The organism is Streptomyces sp. NPDC088747 (assembly GCF_044751025.1).
Taxonomy (GTDB): Bacteria; Actinomycetota; Actinomycetes; order Streptomycetales; family Streptomycetaceae; genus Streptomyces.
The window spans coordinates 1-15,788 of record NZ_JBIVKZ010000017.1 but is presented as its reverse complement, the minus strand read 5'-3'; the positions used below and the strand labels follow the sequence as shown (position 1 = coordinate 15,788).

12 protein-coding genes are annotated in these 15,788 nt (G+C 72.0%); 9 read left to right on the top strand and 3 right to left on the bottom strand.

Annotation, left to right across the window (positions count from 1 at the left end; all coding sequences use genetic code 11):
- The first annotated feature begins 4 nt into the window (after nucleotides 1–4).
- Complete coding sequence (fdhD, locus tag ACIP79_RS32225; RefSeq protein WP_387187360.1) at nucleotides 5–853, top strand: formate dehydrogenase accessory sulfurtransferase FdhD; 849 nt, start codon at nucleotides 5–7, stop codon at nucleotides 851–853.
- A 340-nt stretch (nucleotides 854–1,193) separates the two neighbouring features.
- Here the strand turns inward: fdhD and ACIP79_RS32220 are convergent, their stop codons facing one another.
- Both ACIP79_RS32220 and ACIP79_RS32215 read right to left on the bottom strand, forming a co-directional pair.
- Nucleotides 1,194–1,736: an isochorismatase family protein gene (locus tag ACIP79_RS32220; protein WP_401228856.1), complete on the bottom strand. Its 543-nt coding sequence runs from the start codon at nucleotides 1,734–1,736 to the stop codon at nucleotides 1,194–1,196.
- Nucleotides 1,737–1,755: 19 nt separating this feature from the next.
- Entirely contained in the window at nucleotides 1,756–2,190 is a 435-nt protein-coding gene (locus ACIP79_RS32215; RefSeq protein WP_401228855.1) for a MarR family winged helix-turn-helix transcriptional regulator, read from the bottom strand.
- Between the two features lie 187 nt (nucleotides 2,191–2,377).
- Between ACIP79_RS32215 and ACIP79_RS32210 the strand changes: the two genes are divergently transcribed.
- On the top strand, nucleotides 2,378–4,258 hold the full coding sequence (locus tag ACIP79_RS32210) for an exo-alpha-sialidase (RefSeq protein WP_401228853.1): 1,881 nt from the start codon (nucleotides 2,378–2,380) through the stop codon (nucleotides 4,256–4,258).
- Nucleotides 4,259–4,268: 10 nt separating this feature from the next.
- Nucleotides 4,269–5,504: a hypothetical protein gene (locus ACIP79_RS32205; protein WP_401228851.1), complete on the top strand. Its 1,236-nt coding sequence runs from the start codon at nucleotides 4,269–4,271 to the stop codon at nucleotides 5,502–5,504.
- Here the strand turns inward: ACIP79_RS32205 and ACIP79_RS32200 are convergent.
- Nucleotides 5,440–6,477: a bile acid:sodium symporter family protein gene (locus ACIP79_RS32200; RefSeq protein ID WP_401228850.1), complete on the bottom strand. Its 1,038-nt coding sequence runs from the start codon at nucleotides 6,475–6,477 to the stop codon at nucleotides 5,440–5,442. The two genes, ACIP79_RS32205 and ACIP79_RS32200, sit on opposite strands and share 65 nt — an antisense overlap.
- Nucleotides 6,478–6,625: 148 nt before the next feature.
- Here ACIP79_RS32200 and ACIP79_RS32195 point away from each other — a divergent pair, with 148 nt between their 5' ends.
- The 6 genes from ACIP79_RS32195 to ACIP79_RS32170 all read left to right on the top strand — a co-directional run bounded on the left by ACIP79_RS32195 (nucleotide 6,626) and on the right by ACIP79_RS32170 (nucleotide 15,639).
- A complete protein-coding gene (locus ACIP79_RS32195; protein ID WP_401228848.1) occupies nucleotides 6,626–7,525 on the top strand; it encodes a LysR substrate-binding domain-containing protein in 900 nt (299 codons plus the stop codon).
- Between the two features lie 401 nt (nucleotides 7,526–7,926).
- The gene (locus ACIP79_RS32190) at nucleotides 7,927–9,753 is read left to right on the top strand and encodes an AMP-dependent synthetase/ligase (protein WP_401228846.1); all 1,827 of its coding nucleotides are present in this window, start codon (nucleotides 7,927–7,929) and stop codon (nucleotides 9,751–9,753) included.
- Between the two features lie 110 nt (nucleotides 9,754–9,863).
- Nucleotides 9,864–11,120 carry an ABC transporter substrate-binding protein gene (locus ACIP79_RS32185; RefSeq protein WP_401228845.1) on the top strand — a complete coding sequence of 419 codons (1,257 nt, stop codon included), beginning with the start codon at nucleotides 9,864–9,866 and terminating at the stop codon, nucleotides 11,118–11,120.
- 22 nt (nucleotides 11,121–11,142) lie between these two features.
- Complete coding sequence (locus ACIP79_RS32180; RefSeq protein ID WP_401228843.1) at nucleotides 11,143–13,920, top strand: ATP-binding cassette domain-containing protein; 2,778 nt, start codon at nucleotides 11,143–11,145, stop codon at nucleotides 13,918–13,920.
- Nucleotides 13,917–14,771 (top strand): ABC transporter ATP-binding protein, encoded by an 855-nt coding sequence (locus ACIP79_RS32175; protein ID WP_401228841.1) that lies wholly within the window; start codon nucleotides 13,917–13,919, stop codon nucleotides 14,769–14,771. The genes ACIP79_RS32180 and ACIP79_RS32175 overlap by 4 nt, the downstream gene beginning before the upstream one ends.
- 82 nt (nucleotides 14,772–14,853) lie before the next feature.
- Nucleotides 14,854–15,639 (top strand): aldo/keto reductase, encoded by a 786-nt coding sequence (locus ACIP79_RS32170; RefSeq protein ID WP_401229211.1) that lies wholly within the window; start codon nucleotides 14,854–14,856, stop codon nucleotides 15,637–15,639.
- Nucleotides 15,640–15,788 lie beyond the last annotated feature (149 nt).

Sequence of the window (15,788 nt, the reverse complement as noted above, 5' to 3'; positions counted from 1 at the left end):
CAGCATGGGACGAGTCACGGAACGACGCAAGGTGCTCCGTATCCGGGACGGGGCCGTCTCCACCCGCCCGGACACGCTCGTCGCCGAGGAGCCCCTGGAGATCCGCCTCAACGGCAAACCCCTCGCCATCACGATGCGCACCCCGGGCGACGACTTCGCGCTGGCGGCGGGTTTCCTGGTCAGCGAGGGGGTGCTGGGCAGGGCGGACGAGTTGCAGAACATCGTGTACTGCGCGGGCGCCACGGTGGACGGCTCGAACACGTACAACATCGTCGACGTGCGGACGGCGCCGGGCCTGGTCATGCCCGACATCACGCTCGAACGCAACGTGTACACCACGTCCTCCTGCGGTCTGTGCGGCAAGGCGAGCCTGGACGCGGTCCGCACCACGGCCCGCTGGACGATCAACGACACTCCCCCGGTACGGCTGGAGCCCGAGCTGCTGGCCCAACTCCCCGACCGGCTGCGGGCGGCACAGCAGGTCTTCGACCGGACCGGGGGTCTGCACGCGGCGGCGCTCTTCACGGAGGAGGGCGAACTCGTCGACGTACGGGAGGACGTGGGCCGGCACAACGCGGTCGACAAGCTGGTCGGCCGCGCTCTCCAGAACGGCACGCTGCCGCTGTCCCGGACCGTGCTGCTGGTCTCGGGACGGGCCTCCTTCGAGCTGGCGCAGAAGGCGGTGATGGCGGGCATTCCGGTGCTCGCGGCGGTCTCGGCCCCGTCGTCCCTCGCGGTCGACCTGGCCGCGGAGTCGGGCTTGACGCTGGTCGGGTTCCTGCGCGGCGCCTCCATGAACGTGTACGCGGGCGAGCACCGCATCGCTCTGCGGGCCGCGGCCTCCCAGGGCTGACCGGTTCCCCCGCGGCACGGCGGCGGGGCCTCGAACGGCGGGGAGCGCCCCCTGCGCCGGAGAGGCCCCGCCTCAGCCATGGCGACCCCCTGAGCCGCCGGCGTCACACCGGGCGTCGGCGTCATCCCCGGCCGCCGGCGTCACCCGGGCGTCGGCGTCACCCCCGGCCGCCGGTGTCACCCGGGCGTCGGCGTCATCCCCGGGCGTCGGAATCACACCGGGCGTCGGGATCGCACCGGGCCCCGGGGTCACCCGCGACCGCGGCGTCACCCCGCGGCGCAGGCGTCACGGCGCGGCCTCAGCATCCCCCGCAGGCTCGGAGCCGCCCGGCGCATCCGCGTCACCCCACCGAGAAGCGCACCTCGGACGAGTTCACGACCGTGCCCAGGCGGGGGAAGTTCAGGCCGACCGCGGCCTCGTGCTCGGGGGCGGTCAGGGCCGCCATGGCGTCCTCGACGAAGACGAGTTCGTAGCCGAGGTCGCCGGCCGCGCGGGCGGTCGACTCGACGCCCAGGTTGGTGGCGACGCCCCCGAACACCACGGTGGTGACCGCCCGTTCACGCAGCCGCTCGTCGAGTCCGGTGCCCTGGAAGGCGCCGATCGTCCGCTTCACGATCTCGACGTCACCCTCCGTCGCGAGCCCGGCGACCAGCTCGCTGCCGGGCGGCTGCCGGGGAATCCCGGGCCGCTCCACCCGGACGAGCACGACGAGCGCCCCCGCCCGGCGGAACCGGGCCGCCAACTCCTCGGACACGGCGAGGACTTCGGTCCCCTTGCGGGGTTCGAGGGGCAGCCCGACGATGCGGTCCATCAGGTCGACGAGCACGAGGGCGGTGCGCGCGGGGTCGAGAGCGAGCCGGGATTCGACTTCGGGTGCGTTCATGACGGAACGTTAGCCCGCGTCAGCCGTCCGTACCGGAAATCCGGATCAACAAACCCATGAACTGCTCCCGCTCGACCGCCGAGAACGAGGCGAGAAGCTCGTCGTTCGCCGCCCGCACCGCGCTCTCGCAGCGCTTCAGGAGGCGGCGCCCCTCGTCGGTGACGGACACCGCGTTCTTCCGGCGGTCCCTCAGGTCCGGCTCCCGCACGACGAGACCGGCGGCCTGGAGGTCGTTCAGGACCCCGACCAGGTCCTTGGGGTCGAGCCGGATGCCGCGCCCGAGCTCCGCCTGGGCGATGGGACCGAGCTCACAGACCGCGGAGAGCGCCACGTGGTGCCAGAGCTTCAGGCCCTCGGCGGCCAGCGCGTCGGCGACGAGCGCGCGGCCGTGAGCGGCCGCCCGACCGAGCAGCCAGCTGGGGAGGACACGAATGGCGGACAAGGGCGCAGACACACAAGCATCCTATCCAATAATCATTGGACATCCCAACGGTTCTTTGCATATCGTTGGGACCCCCAACGATTGACCGCCACAGGAGGGCGCTGCGTGACCGCTGCACGGAGCAACCCCGGCGAAGCGATACCCCGGCCCTGGTACCTCGTCTCCAGATGTCCAGACGTACGAAGGGCAGGGCCGCACCATGCCGTCGAGTCTCCGTGCTCGTCTCAGATTGACCCTCACCGTCTCGCTCACCTCCGCCTCGCTGCTCGCGCTGCCCGCTCCGGCCGGGGCCGAACCGGCCGCGGCGGCCGGTGACTTCGAGCAGCAGGTGCTCTTCAAGGCCTCGCAGGATCCCGGATACGCCTGCTTCCGCATCCCGGCCGTCGTCCGGACGGCCAAGGGGACCCTGCTGGCGTTCGCCGAGGGCCGGGTCCTCAACTGCGGGGACGCGGCCGACATCGACATCGTGGTCAAGCGGTCCACCGACGGCGGACGCACCTGGAGCCCTCTCCAGGTCGTCAACGACGGCGGCGGCGACACCCACGGCAACCCGGCGCCCGTAGTGGACCGCGAGACCGGCCGCATCCTCCTGGCCGAGACGTACAACACGGGCCGGACGGACAGCGCGAACTGCTCGGTCCCCTGCGACCGCACCCCGCACATGCAGCACAGCGACGACGACGGCCTCACCTGGTCGCGGCCGCGCGACCTGAGCGAGGAGCTCCTGCCGGCCAAGTGGAACTCCTGGTACGCCACCGGCCCCGTGCACGGTCTCCAGCTGACCGCCGGAGCGCACGCGGGCCGGCTGGTCTTCGGCGTCAACACCGAGACATGGGAGGGGAACCGGCCCACCGCCAACCACGCCGCGCTGATCACCAGCGACGACGGCGGCGACCACTGGCGGATCGGCGCGACGGACTCGTGGCCCATCGCGGACGACGGCACCTTCCGCCAGAAGCCGTCCGAGATCGCGCTCACCGAACGCGCGGACGGGTCCGTCCTGGTCAGCGGGCGGGAGCAGGACGGCGTGGACCTCGGTCACCGCACCCAGGCCGTCAGCTCCGACGGCGGCGACAGTTTCACGGCGCCCTTCCAGGAGATCCCGGACTTCTACGCGCCCCAGGTCCAGGGCTCCCTGCTGCGTTTCGGCGACCGGCTGCTGCTCGCCTGTCCGGGTGACCCGGACCGCCGCAGGACCATGATGATCCGCTCCTCGTACGACGACGGCGCCACCTGGGAGAGCGTGGACCGCGGCACGGTCGTCACCAAGGACTGGGCCGGCTACTCGGACCTCGTGGAGATCGACTCCGGCACCGCGGGCCTGCTGTACGAGGGCGGCACCGCCGACGCGCGCGACGAGATCCGCTTCGCCCGGTTCACCGAGGACTGGCTGGCGCCCGACCGTGGCCCGGACCCGACGACGATCGACTTCGCGCCCGGCGCCGAACCGGCCGCCGCTCTGGGCGGTCCCGAGCAGACGCCCGGCGTCCTGGGCGGCGCGCTCCGTTTCGACGGCGCCGACGACGCCGTACGACTGCCCTACCGGGGACAACTCCCGCTCGGCTCGGAGCCTTTCACGGCCTCGCTGTGGTTCCGCTACACGGCCACCAGCGGTGAACAGCCGCTGCTGTGGATGGGCGGCTCCGGCAACTCGCAGCCGCAGGTGTGGCTGCGGGCGGAGCCCGCGAACAACCGGATCACCGGACTGATCACCACCAGGGACGGCGCGGCGGCCCCCACCACCAGGTCCGTACGCACCACGGGCGCCCACAACGACGGCCGGTGGCACCATCTGGTGCTGCGCCGGGGCGACGGCAGGCTGACGCTCTTCATCGACGGCACGGCGACCAGCGCACCGGACCTGCCCGGATCCGTCAGCCGGAACTCCCCCTTCGGGGTGCACGTGGGCCAACGGATGGACGGCCGGGCGCACTTCACCGGCACGATCGACGAAGTACGGGTCGACGCACGGGCGTTGAGCGACGACGAGGTGATGGACCTGCGCACCTACGGCGTTCTCCCCGTGACGCAGGACACCGTGCTGTGGCTGCCCATGGACCGCGTGCGAAGCGCCCGCTAACGTCCCGTGCGTGCCACACGACGCAGGAGCACGACGGCGGAACGGGACCGGGCTCGGCATCCTGCTGGCCCTGGTCTGCGCCGCCGCGCTGCTCACCGCCCTCCCGGACGACGACCGGGAGGGCGGCGGCGCGTGCACGGCCCGTACCTTCACGTCCTGGACCGCCGAGGAGCGGATCACGGGCGAGTTCGCGCGGTACGGGGACGACGCCGCCCGCGACGACGACTGGACCGGCGGGGACGGCACCCATTCGGTGCGGCTGCCGGACGGGCGGCTGCTGTGGCTGTTCTCCGACACCTACCTCGGCCGGGTGTACGCGCCGCCGAACCCGGTGGGCGAGTCCTACGCCTGGCGCGACGTCTCGACCCCGCTGGTGCGCAACTCGGCCGTGGTGATGTCGGAGTCCGGCCGCCTGGAGCGCACGCTGCCCGCCCCGGTCTTCCCCGATCCGGCGCCGCAGCAGTGGCGCTGGCCGGTGGCGGCGCGCGTCGAGCCGCGCTCCCCCGGCTCCTTGGACCAGGTCGTACGCGTCCTGCTGTGGACCCGCACGGCGGGCCAGGCGCCGTGGATCTACGGGGTGCCCACGGCCACCGAGGTCGCCACGCTCTCCCTCCCGGACCTGCGGGTCGAGGGCATCACGACGGTCCTGGACCAGCGTTCGGTCGCGGATCCCGCCCGGCGCGTGCTGTTCGGCACCACGGCGGTCGACGAGGGCGACTGGACGTACGTCTTCGGCGGCGACGACGCACAGGCCACCTCCCGGCCCGCCTCGAAGGCGTACGTGGCGCGGGTGCCGCGCGGCGGACTCGCCGAGCCGGGGGCCTGGGAGTACTGGGACGGCGAGCGCTGGACGGTGCGGGCGGTTCCCCGGCCGGTCCTCGGCGACGGGCAGCGTACGGGGGTGGGCAGCGCGTTCAGCGTGCTGCGCGACGACGGGACGTACGTGCTGTTCACGATGGCGTCCGGTGCGGCGGGGCTGACGACGGTCACCTCCTACTGGGCGTGTTCGCCGACGGGCCCCTGGCACGGCCCCACCCGGAGCTTCGACCCGCACCTCCCCGACGGCGAGGTGGCGGCGTACAACCCGCAGGTGCACACGGAACTGAGCGACGACGAACGGGTCGTGCTGAGCTACGACGTCAACTGGCTGGACGCGACGGGGACTTCGGCGCAGGCCAATCTCAGCCGGAACGTGTCGCTGTACCGGCCACGATTCGTGACTCTGCGACTGGGGTCCGCTCTCTGACCACCTCGGGATCGCGGGAGCGCCGCTTGGCGATCACCGCGCAGACCATCAACTGCATCTGGTGGAAGAGCATCAGCGGCAGCACGGCGAGCGAGGCGTGCGCGCCGAACAGCACGCTGGCCATGGGGAGTCCGGAGGCGAGGGACTTCTTCGAACCGGCGAACTGGATGGTGACGCGGTCCTCGCGGTTGAAGCCCAGCGCCTTCGCGCCGTACCAGGTGAGCGCGAGCATCACGGCGAGCAGTACCGCCTCGACGAGCAGCAGGCCGGCCAGCCGGACGGCGCTGACCTGGTGCCAGATGCCCTGCACCATGCCCTCGCTGAACGCCGTGTAGACGACGAGGAGGATCGAGCCGCGGTCGACGTACCCGAGGACCTTCTTGTGCCGGGCGATGAAGGTGCCGACCCAGCGCCGGAGCACCTGTCCGGCGACGAACGGCACGAGCAACTGGAACACGATCTCCACGAGCGATCCCGCGGAGAAGCCCCCGCCGCTGCCGCCGAGCAGCGAGGCCGCGAGCAGCGGGGTGACGACGATGCCGGCCAGCGAGGAGAAGGAGCCCGCGCAGATCGCGGCGGGCACGTTGCCGCGCGCCATCGACGTGAACGCGATCGACGACTGGATGGTCGAGGGGACCAGCGTGAGGAAGAGCAGGCCCTGGTAGAGCGGGTCGGTCAGGAAGACCGGCACCAGGCCGCGCGCGGCGAGGCCGAACAGCGGGAACGCCACGAAGGTGCAGACGAGGACGGTGGTGTGCAGCCGCCAGTGGCGCAGCCCGTCCATCGCCTCACGGGTGGAGAGCCGCGCTCCGTAGAGGAAGAACAGGAAGGCGATGGCGGCGGTCGACGCACCCGAGGCGACGTCGGCACCCGTACCCCGCGCCGGGAGGAGGGCGGCCAGACCCACCGTCCCGAGCAGCAGCAGGATGTACGGGTCGACGGGCATCCAACTCGGCCACTTCAGGCGTGTCACGGTTCTCCACTGCTTCGTTCTGTGCGCGGTTCAGTACGTCGTCGTCTGAGGTCGGCTCGTGCCCTCTCCATCGTCCTCCTCCGCGACGCGATCGGGAATCCTGCACACCGCTCTGACTGTCATCACGTTCCGCGATAAGCTCCGGACCATGTACGACCCGTCCCAGCTGCGTACCTTTCTCGCGGTCGCGCAAACCCTGAGCTTCACCCGGGCCGCCCAGCGCCTCGGGGTGCGCCAGTCCACGGTCAGTCAGCACGTACGCCGTCTGGAGGACGCCGCCGGCCGGCAGTTGTTCACGCGTGACACGCACTCCGTGGAGCTCACGGAGGACGGCGAGGCGATGCTCGGCTTCGCGCGTCGGCTGATGGACGTGCAGGAGCAGGCGACGGCGTTCTTCACCGGGACCCGGCTGCGCGGCCGGCTCCGGTTCGGGGCGTCCGAGGACTTCGTCCTCACCCGGCTGACGGAGATTCTGGAAGGCTTCCGGTACGACCACCCCGAGGTCGACCTGGAACTGACCGTCGAGCTGTCCGGCACGCTCCACGAACATCTCGCGGCGGGAAAACTGGACCTGGTGCTGGCGAAGCGGCGTCCTGAGGACCCGCGCGGCGAACTCGTCCGGCACGACCGCCTGGTGTGGATCGGCGCGGAACGCCTCCGCCTCGACCCCGACCGGCCGGTCCCGCTGATCGTCTACCCGCCGCCGGGCATCACCCGGGCGCTGGCGCTGGAGGCCCTGGAGCGCCAGGGCCGGTCGTGGCGGATCGTGTGCACGAGCGGCAGCCTCAACGGACTCGTCGCGGCGGCCCGCGCCGGACTCGGCGTCATGGCCCACTCCCGGGGCCTGATCCCGCCCGGCCTGGTCCGGGTCCCGGAGCGGGCTGGGCTTCCGGAGCTGGGCGAGGTCGACTTCGTCCTGGTGCACGGGCGGCGGCGGACGGCGGCGCAGGGCGCGGCCGACGCGCTCGCCGCGGCGATCCTCGGCGGCGGGGACCGGCTGAGCCGCCCGGAGGGCCGGGGCGGCGGCGCGCGAAGCCCGCGCGAGTGAGTTGTTCGACCCGGCGCGGGAGCATGGGGTCGCCTCGACCGGTTCCCCGAAGTCCCGAAGTCCCGGACTCCCGGACTCCCGGACTCCCGGACGGCCACTCGCGGGACTCCGGCGCTCGTGGACCGGCCCTCTCCGGTGACCCTGGGTGACCCTCGCCGCCCGGAAGGGGAGCCTCCGCATCCTGTACCCGAGGCCCGGCGGGTCGTACAGATTCGGTGGAGATTACGGGACCGAAACCTACGGAGCCGTAGGAGATTCTGTCCGGCCCTTCCCCATGTGCGGGCATTTCCGCGACTGACCAGTGGCGATGCGCCGCCCATCGGCGCTTCGGCCCCCCTCCCGCCCCGCCCCACCTTGGGGTAGCTTTCACGGCGCTGTGCGGAGCGCCACTAGGAGCGGGATTGCGCGAGTTCACCAACCCTCCGTTGGCGTCGGCGCCGCCGGTGGGCGGCCTGGCCGACGTCGTATTCGATCATGCCCAGGAGGATCCGCTGCACATCGCCCTCGGGCGCAAGGACGACCAGGGGCAGTGGCGTGACGTGACCGCCGCCGAGTTCCGCGACGAGGTGCTCGCTCTGGCCAAGGGACTGCTCGCCCAGGGGATCCGGTTCGGGGACCGGGTCGCGATCATGTGCCGTACGCGCTACGAGTGGACGCTCTTCGACTACGCGCTGTGGACGATCGGCGCCCAGGTCGTCCCCGTCTACTCGACCTCCTCGGCCGAGCAGGTCTTCTGGATGCTGCACGACGCGCAGGTCTCGGCCGTCATGGTGGAGCACGAGGACCACGCGATGACGATCGCCACCGTCGTCGACCGGCTGCCGCAGCTGCACAAGCTGTGGCAGCTCGACGTGGGCGCGGTGCACGAGCTGTACGAGGCGGGCGCGCACATCGACGACGAGGTGGTGCACCGGCACCGGCGCGCGGTCACGCCCGAGTCGGTCGCGACGATCATCTACACCTCGGGTACCACCGGACGCCCCAAGGGCTGTGTCATCTCGCACGCGAACTTCATGTTCGAGGCGGACACCGTCATCGAGCGCTGGGAACCGGTCTTCCACTCCAAGCGCGGCGACGAGGCGGCCACGCTGCTGTTCCTGCCGCTCGCGCACGTCTTCGGGCGCATGGTGCAGGTCGCCGCGATCCGTGGCCGGGTCAAGTTCGGGCACCAGCCGCAGCTCAACGCCGCCGCCCTGCTGCCGGACCTGGCCGCCTTCAAACCGACGTTCTTCCTCGCCGTCCCGTACATCTTCGAGAAGGTCTTCAACGCCGCCCGCCGCAAGGCCGAGAAGGAGGGCAGGTCGGGCCCCTTCGAGAAGGCCGTCGAGGTCGCCGTCCGGTACGCGGAGGCGATCGAGGAGAAGGCGTGGGGCATCGGCCCCGGCCCCTCGGCGAGCCTGCGAATGCAGCACCAGCTCTTCGACAAGCTCGTCTACTCCAAGGTGCGGGCCGCCATGGGCGGGCGGGTCAAGCACGCGATGTCGGGCGGTTCGGCGATGGACCGGCGGCTCGGGCTGTTCTTCGCGGGCGCGGGAGTCTTCATCTACGAGGGGTACGGGCTCACCGAGTCGACGGCCGCCGCGACCGCCAACCCGCCCGAGCGCACCAGGTTCGGCACCGTGGGACAGGCCATCCCCGGCACCACCGTGCACATCGCGGACGACGGCGAGATCTGGCTGCGCGGAGACAACCTCTTCCAGGGGTATTTGAACGACCCCAAGGCCACCGACGCCACCCTGCACGACGGCTGGCTCGCCACCGGCGACCTCGGTGCGCTCGACGAGGACGGCTACCTCACCATCACCGGGCGCAAGAAGGAGATCCTGGTCACCTCGGGCGGCAAGAGCGTCTCGCCGGGAGTGCTGGAGGAGCGCGTACGCGACCATCCGCTGGTCGCCCAGTGCATCGTGGTCGGCAACGACCGCCCCTACATCGCCGCGCTCGTCACCCTCGACTCGGAAGCGGTCGAGCACTGGCTCCAGATGCGCGCCAAGCCTCCGCTGTCCGCGGCCGACCTGGTGCGCGATCCCGACCTGGAGACCGAGGTGCGGCGGGCGGTGGTCGCCGCCAACACCCTGGTGTCGCAGGCCGAGTCGATCCGTACGTTCCGGATACTGGCCAACCAGTTCACCGAGGAACACGGCCTGCTGACGCCCTCGCTGAAGCTGAAGCGCAAGGCGATCGAGAACGCCTACTCCTCGGAGGTCGAGGCGCTGTATCAGGCCTGAGCCCCGGCTCCACGCGATCTGATGGCCCGTCACTTCCCGGTGCGGCAGATATTGACGGTCCGTCAGATCCCACGCACACTTCGGTCACTCGCTACGGAGGGGGACCGACCGTGTCGCGACCGATCCGCACCATCGCCGCCGCCGCGGCCGCCGTGCTGCTCACGGCCACCGCCTGCAACTCGGCGTCCAGCGGCGGCAGTTCCGACAAGGCGGGCAGCTCCGTACGCGGGGTGACCGACGACTCGATCAGGGTGGGCGGGATCGTCTCGATGACCACCGCCACGGGGTACTCGAAGAAGGACACCGACCTCGGCGCGAAGGCCCGCTTCGACCGGGCGAACGCGGAGGGCGGCGTCAACGGCAGGACGGTCGACTACCTGGGCGCCGAGGACGACGGGCAGGACCCCGCCAGGAACCTGGCCGCCGCGCGCAAACTCGTGCAGCAGGACGAGGTGTTCGCGATCGCGCCGATGAGTTCCACCACCTTCTCCGGCGCCGACTTCCTGCAACAGCAGAAGGTCCCCACCTTCGGCTGGGGCACGCTGCCCTCGTTCTGCGGGCCCTCCTACATCTACGGCTTCGGCGGCTGCATGGTGCCGATGCCCGGCGGCACCATCTCGCAGACCTGGCCCGAGGGGCTCAAGCAGGTGACCGGCGGCTCGCGGGGGAAGTCCGTGGCGATCCTGGCCAACGACAGCGACGCCGGCACCTTCGCCATCCGCACGTACCGGCAGAGCTTCGCGTCGGCGGGTTACCGGGTGACCTTCGCCAAGCCGTCGGTGCCCGCGGGAGCCGTGCCGAGCGACTGGTCGGCGTACACGAAGGAGATCCTGCGCAGCGATGGCGGCGAGGCCCCGGACGCGGTCGTCTCCGTGATGCAGACCCCGTACAACATCGGCCTGTTCACGGCGCTCAAGCGCACCGGGTACGCGGGACTGCTCACCGACCCCACCGACTACGACCCCTCGCTGCTCGCCAACAGCGCGACGCGCAAGGCGCTCGACGGGGTGCACGTCCTGCTGTCGTTCCAGCCCTTCGAGCAGGACAGCGCCGCGATGGCGCGGTTCAAGGCGGACATCGGGAAGGCGGCAGGCAAGGACGTCCCCTTCAACATGCACATGATGACGGGGTACATGTCCGCCGATCTCTTCCTCGCCATCGCCCAGAAGGCGGGTGAGGACCTGACGGTGGCGTCCTTCCAGAAGGCCGCGCGGGGCTTCTCCGACAAGGACACGATGGTCGGCGACCGCAGCGAACCGCGGGGGCAGCGCGAGTCGTTCGGCTGCGGGGCGCTCGTCCAGCTCAAGGACGGCGAGTACGTCGTGTCGGCGCCGTTCCGGTGCTACTCCCCCATTCCCTTCAAGTAGCCCGCCGGCAGAGGGACTCGCTATGTCGGACCTGCTGGGATTCGTGCTGAGCGGACTGGTCTCGGGCGCGCTGTACGCCCTGCTGGCCACCGGGCTCGTGCTGTCCTACTCCGCCTCGGGCCTGTTCAACTTCGCGCACGGCGCCACCGCGTACCTGTGCGCGCTCGTCTTCCACGAACTCCACACCGGACTCGGCCTGCCCGCCCTGCCGACGGCCCTCCTGGTGGTGGGCGTGGTGGCGCCCGCACTCGGCTGGGCACTCGACCGGCTGATGTTCCGCAAGCTGGCCCGGGTGGGTGAGACGGCCCAGATCGTCGCCACCATCGGCCTGTTGGTGGCGCTGCCCGCGCTGGGACTCTGGATCGTGGAACTCCTCGGGGACGCGGGCGTGTCCGTCAGCCCCGCCGAGAACCAGTTCGGGCTTCCCGGCGTCGGGCCGAGCCCGGCCAGGTCCTGGCAGCTGACGGACGGGGTCGGCGTCGACTCCGACCAGTTGATCACCTGGGTGGCGACTGCCGTCGTCGCGGCCGGCCTCTGGATTCTGATGCGGCACACTCCGCTGGGGCTGAGACTCCGCGCGGCCGTGGACAACCGGTCCCTGGTGGAGCTGCGCGGAATGAGCGCGGACCGGCTGTCGTCCATCGCGTGGATGCTGTCGTCCGCGCTCGCCGGGCTCGCGGGCGTCCTCGCCACTCCCCTTCTCGGCCTGTCCGCCCACGACTTCACCCTCTTCCTCTTCGTCTCCGCCACCGCGGCGGTCCTCGGCCGCTTCGTCTCCGTACCGCTCGCCTTCGCGGGGGGCCTCGGTCTCGGGGTGCTGCAGAACCTGGTCGCCGGGTACGCCGCCTTCGCGGAGCACGTCACCGGATTCCGTACGGCTGTCCCGTTCCTGATCCTCTTCGCCGGTCTGCTGGTCCTGACGCGCCGGCAACGGACGGCGGGCACGGCGGCGGCGACGGACCCGCCGCCGGTGGACTACCTGGCCGGGCTGTCATGGGGACGGCGGTGGGGTCCTTGGGCGGTGGCCGCACTGCTGCTCGCCGCCGCCTTCTACACCGTCACGACCCCCTTCTGGAGCGGGATCCTCACCCAAGGGCTCGCGCTGTCCCTGGTGTTCGTCTCCTTCTCGGTGGTCACCGGGCTCGGCGCGATGGTGTCGCTGGCGCAGGCGACGTTCGTGACGGGCGCGGCGCTGGTGGCGGGGCTGTTGATGAGCCACGGCTGGCCGTTCGTGGCCGCCGCGGCGGTGGGCACCTGCGCGGCGGCGGCGCTGGGCGCGCTGGTGGCGCTGCCCGCCCTGCGGGTGGGCGGCCGCTCCCTCGCGCTCGCGACCCTCGCACTGGCCTTCCTCGCCGACCAAGTCCTTTTCCAGATGGGCTGGTTGAGGAACGGCGACACCGGCTGGGCCATCCCGCGGCCGGTGTTCGGGCCGGTGGATCTCGGCGACGACCGCGCGATGGGCGTGGCGATGATCGTGCTCGTCGCCCTGGCGGTGGCGGCCCTGAGCGCGCTGCGGAACTCGCCGTCCGGCCGGGCGATGCTCGCGGTCCGCTCGGCGCCGGCCGCGGCGATGGCATCCGGGGTGTCGGTGATCCGCGTCAAGCTCACGCTCTTCACGCTGTCGGCGGGGCTCGCGGGCTTCGGCGGCGTCATGTACGCCTCGTACAGCACCCGGGTCACCGCGACCGACTTCACCGCGATGACCGGGCTGGTCTGGCTCGCGGTGGTCGTGGCGGCCGGGGTACGCCGTCCGCAGTTCGCCGTGGTGGCGGGGCTCGTCTACGCCGTCGTACCGCACCTGCTGTCGCAGTACGTCACCGAGTCCTCGCATCTGCCGGTGGTCCTGTTCGGCCTGGCGGGTCTCGCACTGGCCAACGACCCGGACGGATACGCCGCCGCGGTGTCCACGAGGCTGCACCGCAGGCGCCGGGCGGCCACCGCGCCGTCGGGGCCCGCCCCGCGTGCCGGGGGCGAGACCCTCGTGGCACCGCGTGCCGAGGGTGAGAAGCTCCCGACACGGCGTGCCGAGGGCGGGACACTCCCGGCACCGTCGACGGCCGCCCTCGAACTGCGCGCCGTCCGCGCCGGTTACGAGGGCGCGCCCGTCCTGCACGGCGTCGGCCTCACCGTCCGGCCGGGTGAGATCCTCGCCCTCCTCGGCCCCAACGGCGCCGGAAAGTCCACCACTTGCCGGGTCGCGGCCGGGGTCCTGGCGCCGCTCACCGGCCAGGTGTACGTCGCCGGACGCGACGCCACCCGTCAGGGCGCCGTCGGCCGGTCCCGGGCGGGGGTGGTGCTCGCGCCCGAAGGACGCGGGATCTTCCCCTCCCTCACCGTCGAGGAGAACCTCGCCCTGCGGCTGCGCGCGCGGGACGAGCGCGACGCCGTGTACGCCCGCTTCCCGGTCCTCGCCGCGCGGCGCGGCGTCCTGGCGGGTTCGCTCTCCGGCGGCGAGCAGCAGATGCTCGCGCTCGCGCCGCTCCTCCAGAGCCCGCCGGCCGTGCTGATCGCGGACGAGCCCTCGCTCGGACTGGCCCCGCGCGTCGTCGAGGAGGTGTTCCTGCTGCTCACCGAGTTGAAGGAGGCGGGCACCGCGCTGCTGCTCGTCGAGGAGAAGGCGTCCGAGGTGCTCCGGGTCGCGGACACGGTCGCGTATCTCACGCGGGGGCGGGTCACCTGGTGCGGGCCGCGCTCCGCGGTGGAGGCGGACCGGCTCACGGAGGCGTACCTGGGGCTCGCGGCCGGCGGCGGGGACTCCACGGCGGCGCGAGCCCCGGGCCGAGGGGTGACGCGGCCGTGAACGACGACACGCCTGTCCTTCAGGCCGTGGGCATCGGTGTCCGTTTCGGCGGCGTCCGCGCCCTCGACGGAGTGAGCCTTGCCGTGCGCCCCGGCGAGGTCTGCGGGCTGATCGGCCCGAACGGCGCCGGCAAGACCACCCTCTTCGACGCGCTCTCCGGCGTCCGTCGTCCCGACGAGGGGCGCGTCCTGCTCGACGGCACGGACATCACGCGCCGCTCCCCCGTCTGGCGCGCCCGCCACGGCATGCGCCGCACCTTCCAGCGCCGGCAGCTCTTCGGCCAGCTCACGGTGGCCGACAACCTGGTGGTCGCGCAGGAGTGGCACGGGGGCGGCGGCGGTCTGCCCGCGGATCTGCTGGCGGCGCCCACCCGGCGCGGGTACGAGAGGGCCCGCCGGGAACGGGCGGCGGCCGTGCTGCGCGATTGCGGTCTCGAAGCCGTCGGCGGGGAGTACGCCGGGACCCTGCCCGTGGGCCTGGCGCGCATGGCCGAACTGGCGCGTGCGGTCGCGGAGCCGCCGCGGGTGCTGCTGCTGGACGAGCCCGCGAGCGGGATGACGGACGAGGAGATCGCCCGCTTGTCGGCCGTCGTCCGGCGTCTCGCGGCCGAGGAGCACTGCGCCGTGCTCCTCGTCGAGCACAATGTCGCCTTCGTCATGGACCTCTCCACCCGCGTGGTCGTCCTCGACCTCGGCCGGGTCATCGCCGAGGGGACCCCCGCCGAGGTGCACGCCGACCCGAAGGTCGCGCGGGCCTATCTCGGATCCGTTTCCGGCCAAACCGGGGCGCCAGGCGCCGGTCCGGGGGACGAATACCCCGAGCAGGAATGCGGCACGGGCGGTGATCGTTGACGATGGAGGTTCCACCCGACGACTGAAGGATCGAGAGCTCGTGAGCAAGGTCCCCCCGATCATCCTGAACAACGGCGTCGAGATGCCGCAGCTTGGTTTCGGCGTCTGGCAGGTCCCGGACGACGAGGCGGAGAGGGCGGTCGCCACCGCGCTGGAGGCCGGGTACCGCAGCATCGACACAGCCGCGATCTACGGCAATGAAGAGGGCACCGGCAAGGGCCTCGCCGCCTCCGGGGTCGCCCGCGAGGAGCTCTTCGTCACCACCAAGCTCTGGAACGCCGACCAGGGGTACGACTCGACCCTGCGCGCCTTCGACGTGTCCCTGGAGAAGCTCGGCCTGGACTACGTGGACCTGTACCTGATCCACTGGCCGTCGCCGGCCCGCGGCAAGTTCGTCGACACGTACAAGGCCTTCGAGAAGCTCCTCGCGGACGGCCGGGCCAAGGCCATCGGTGTCTCCAACTTCCTGCCGGAGCACCTGGATTCGCTGTTCGAGGCGACGTCCGTCATCCCGGCCGTCAACCAGATCGAGCTGCACCCGCACCTCCAGCAGCTCGCGGCGCGTGAGTACCACGCGGAGCGGGGCATCGCCACCGAGGCGTGGTCCCCGCTCGGCTCGGGCAAGGGCCTCCTTGAGGTCCCGGCGATCGTCGCCATCGCCCAGAAGCACGGCCGCACCCCGGCCCAGGTCGTCCTGCGCTGGCACCTCCAGCTCGGGAACGTCGTGATCCCCAAGTCCGTGACGCCGTCCCGGATCAGGGAGAACATCGACGTCTTCGGCTTCTCCCTGGACACCGAGGACATCGCGGCGATCTCCGCCCTGAACGAGGACCGGCGAATCGGTTCCGACCCGGCGACGGTCAACTGAGCCCGCCCTTCCTGGACATCACCGTCGGGCCCGCCGCGCCCCCCCGCCCCGGCCCCGCGGGTGTGGGGGGGGGGGCGGGCCCACAGGTACGAGCCCGCGCCGCGCGAGAACACGGCCGCGGGGGGGGAGAACGGGGGGGGCCCCCGCGG

Bases quoted from the DNA above. Each gene is read 5' to 3' on its own strand.
- ACIP79_RS32180 (WP_401228843.1), top strand. From the start codon at position 11,143: ATGTCGGACCTGCTGGGATTCGTGCTGAGCGGACTGGTCTCGGGCGCG.
- ACIP79_RS32220 (WP_401228856.1), bottom strand. From the start codon at position 1,736: ATGAACGCACCCGAAGTCGAATCCCGGCTCGCTCTCGACCCCGCGCGC.
- ACIP79_RS32195 (WP_401228848.1), top strand. From the start codon at position 6,626: ATGTACGACCCGTCCCAGCTGCGTACCTTTCTCGCGGTCGCGCAAACC.
- ACIP79_RS32210 (WP_401228853.1), top strand. From the start codon at position 2,378: ATGCCGTCGAGTCTCCGTGCTCGTCTCAGATTGACCCTCACCGTCTCG.
- ACIP79_RS32170 (WP_401229211.1), top strand. From the start codon at position 14,854: ATGCCGCAGCTTGGTTTCGGCGTCTGGCAGGTCCCGGACGACGAGGCG.
- fdhD (WP_387187360.1), top strand. From the start codon at position 5: ATGGGACGAGTCACGGAACGACGCAAGGTGCTCCGTATCCGGGACGGG.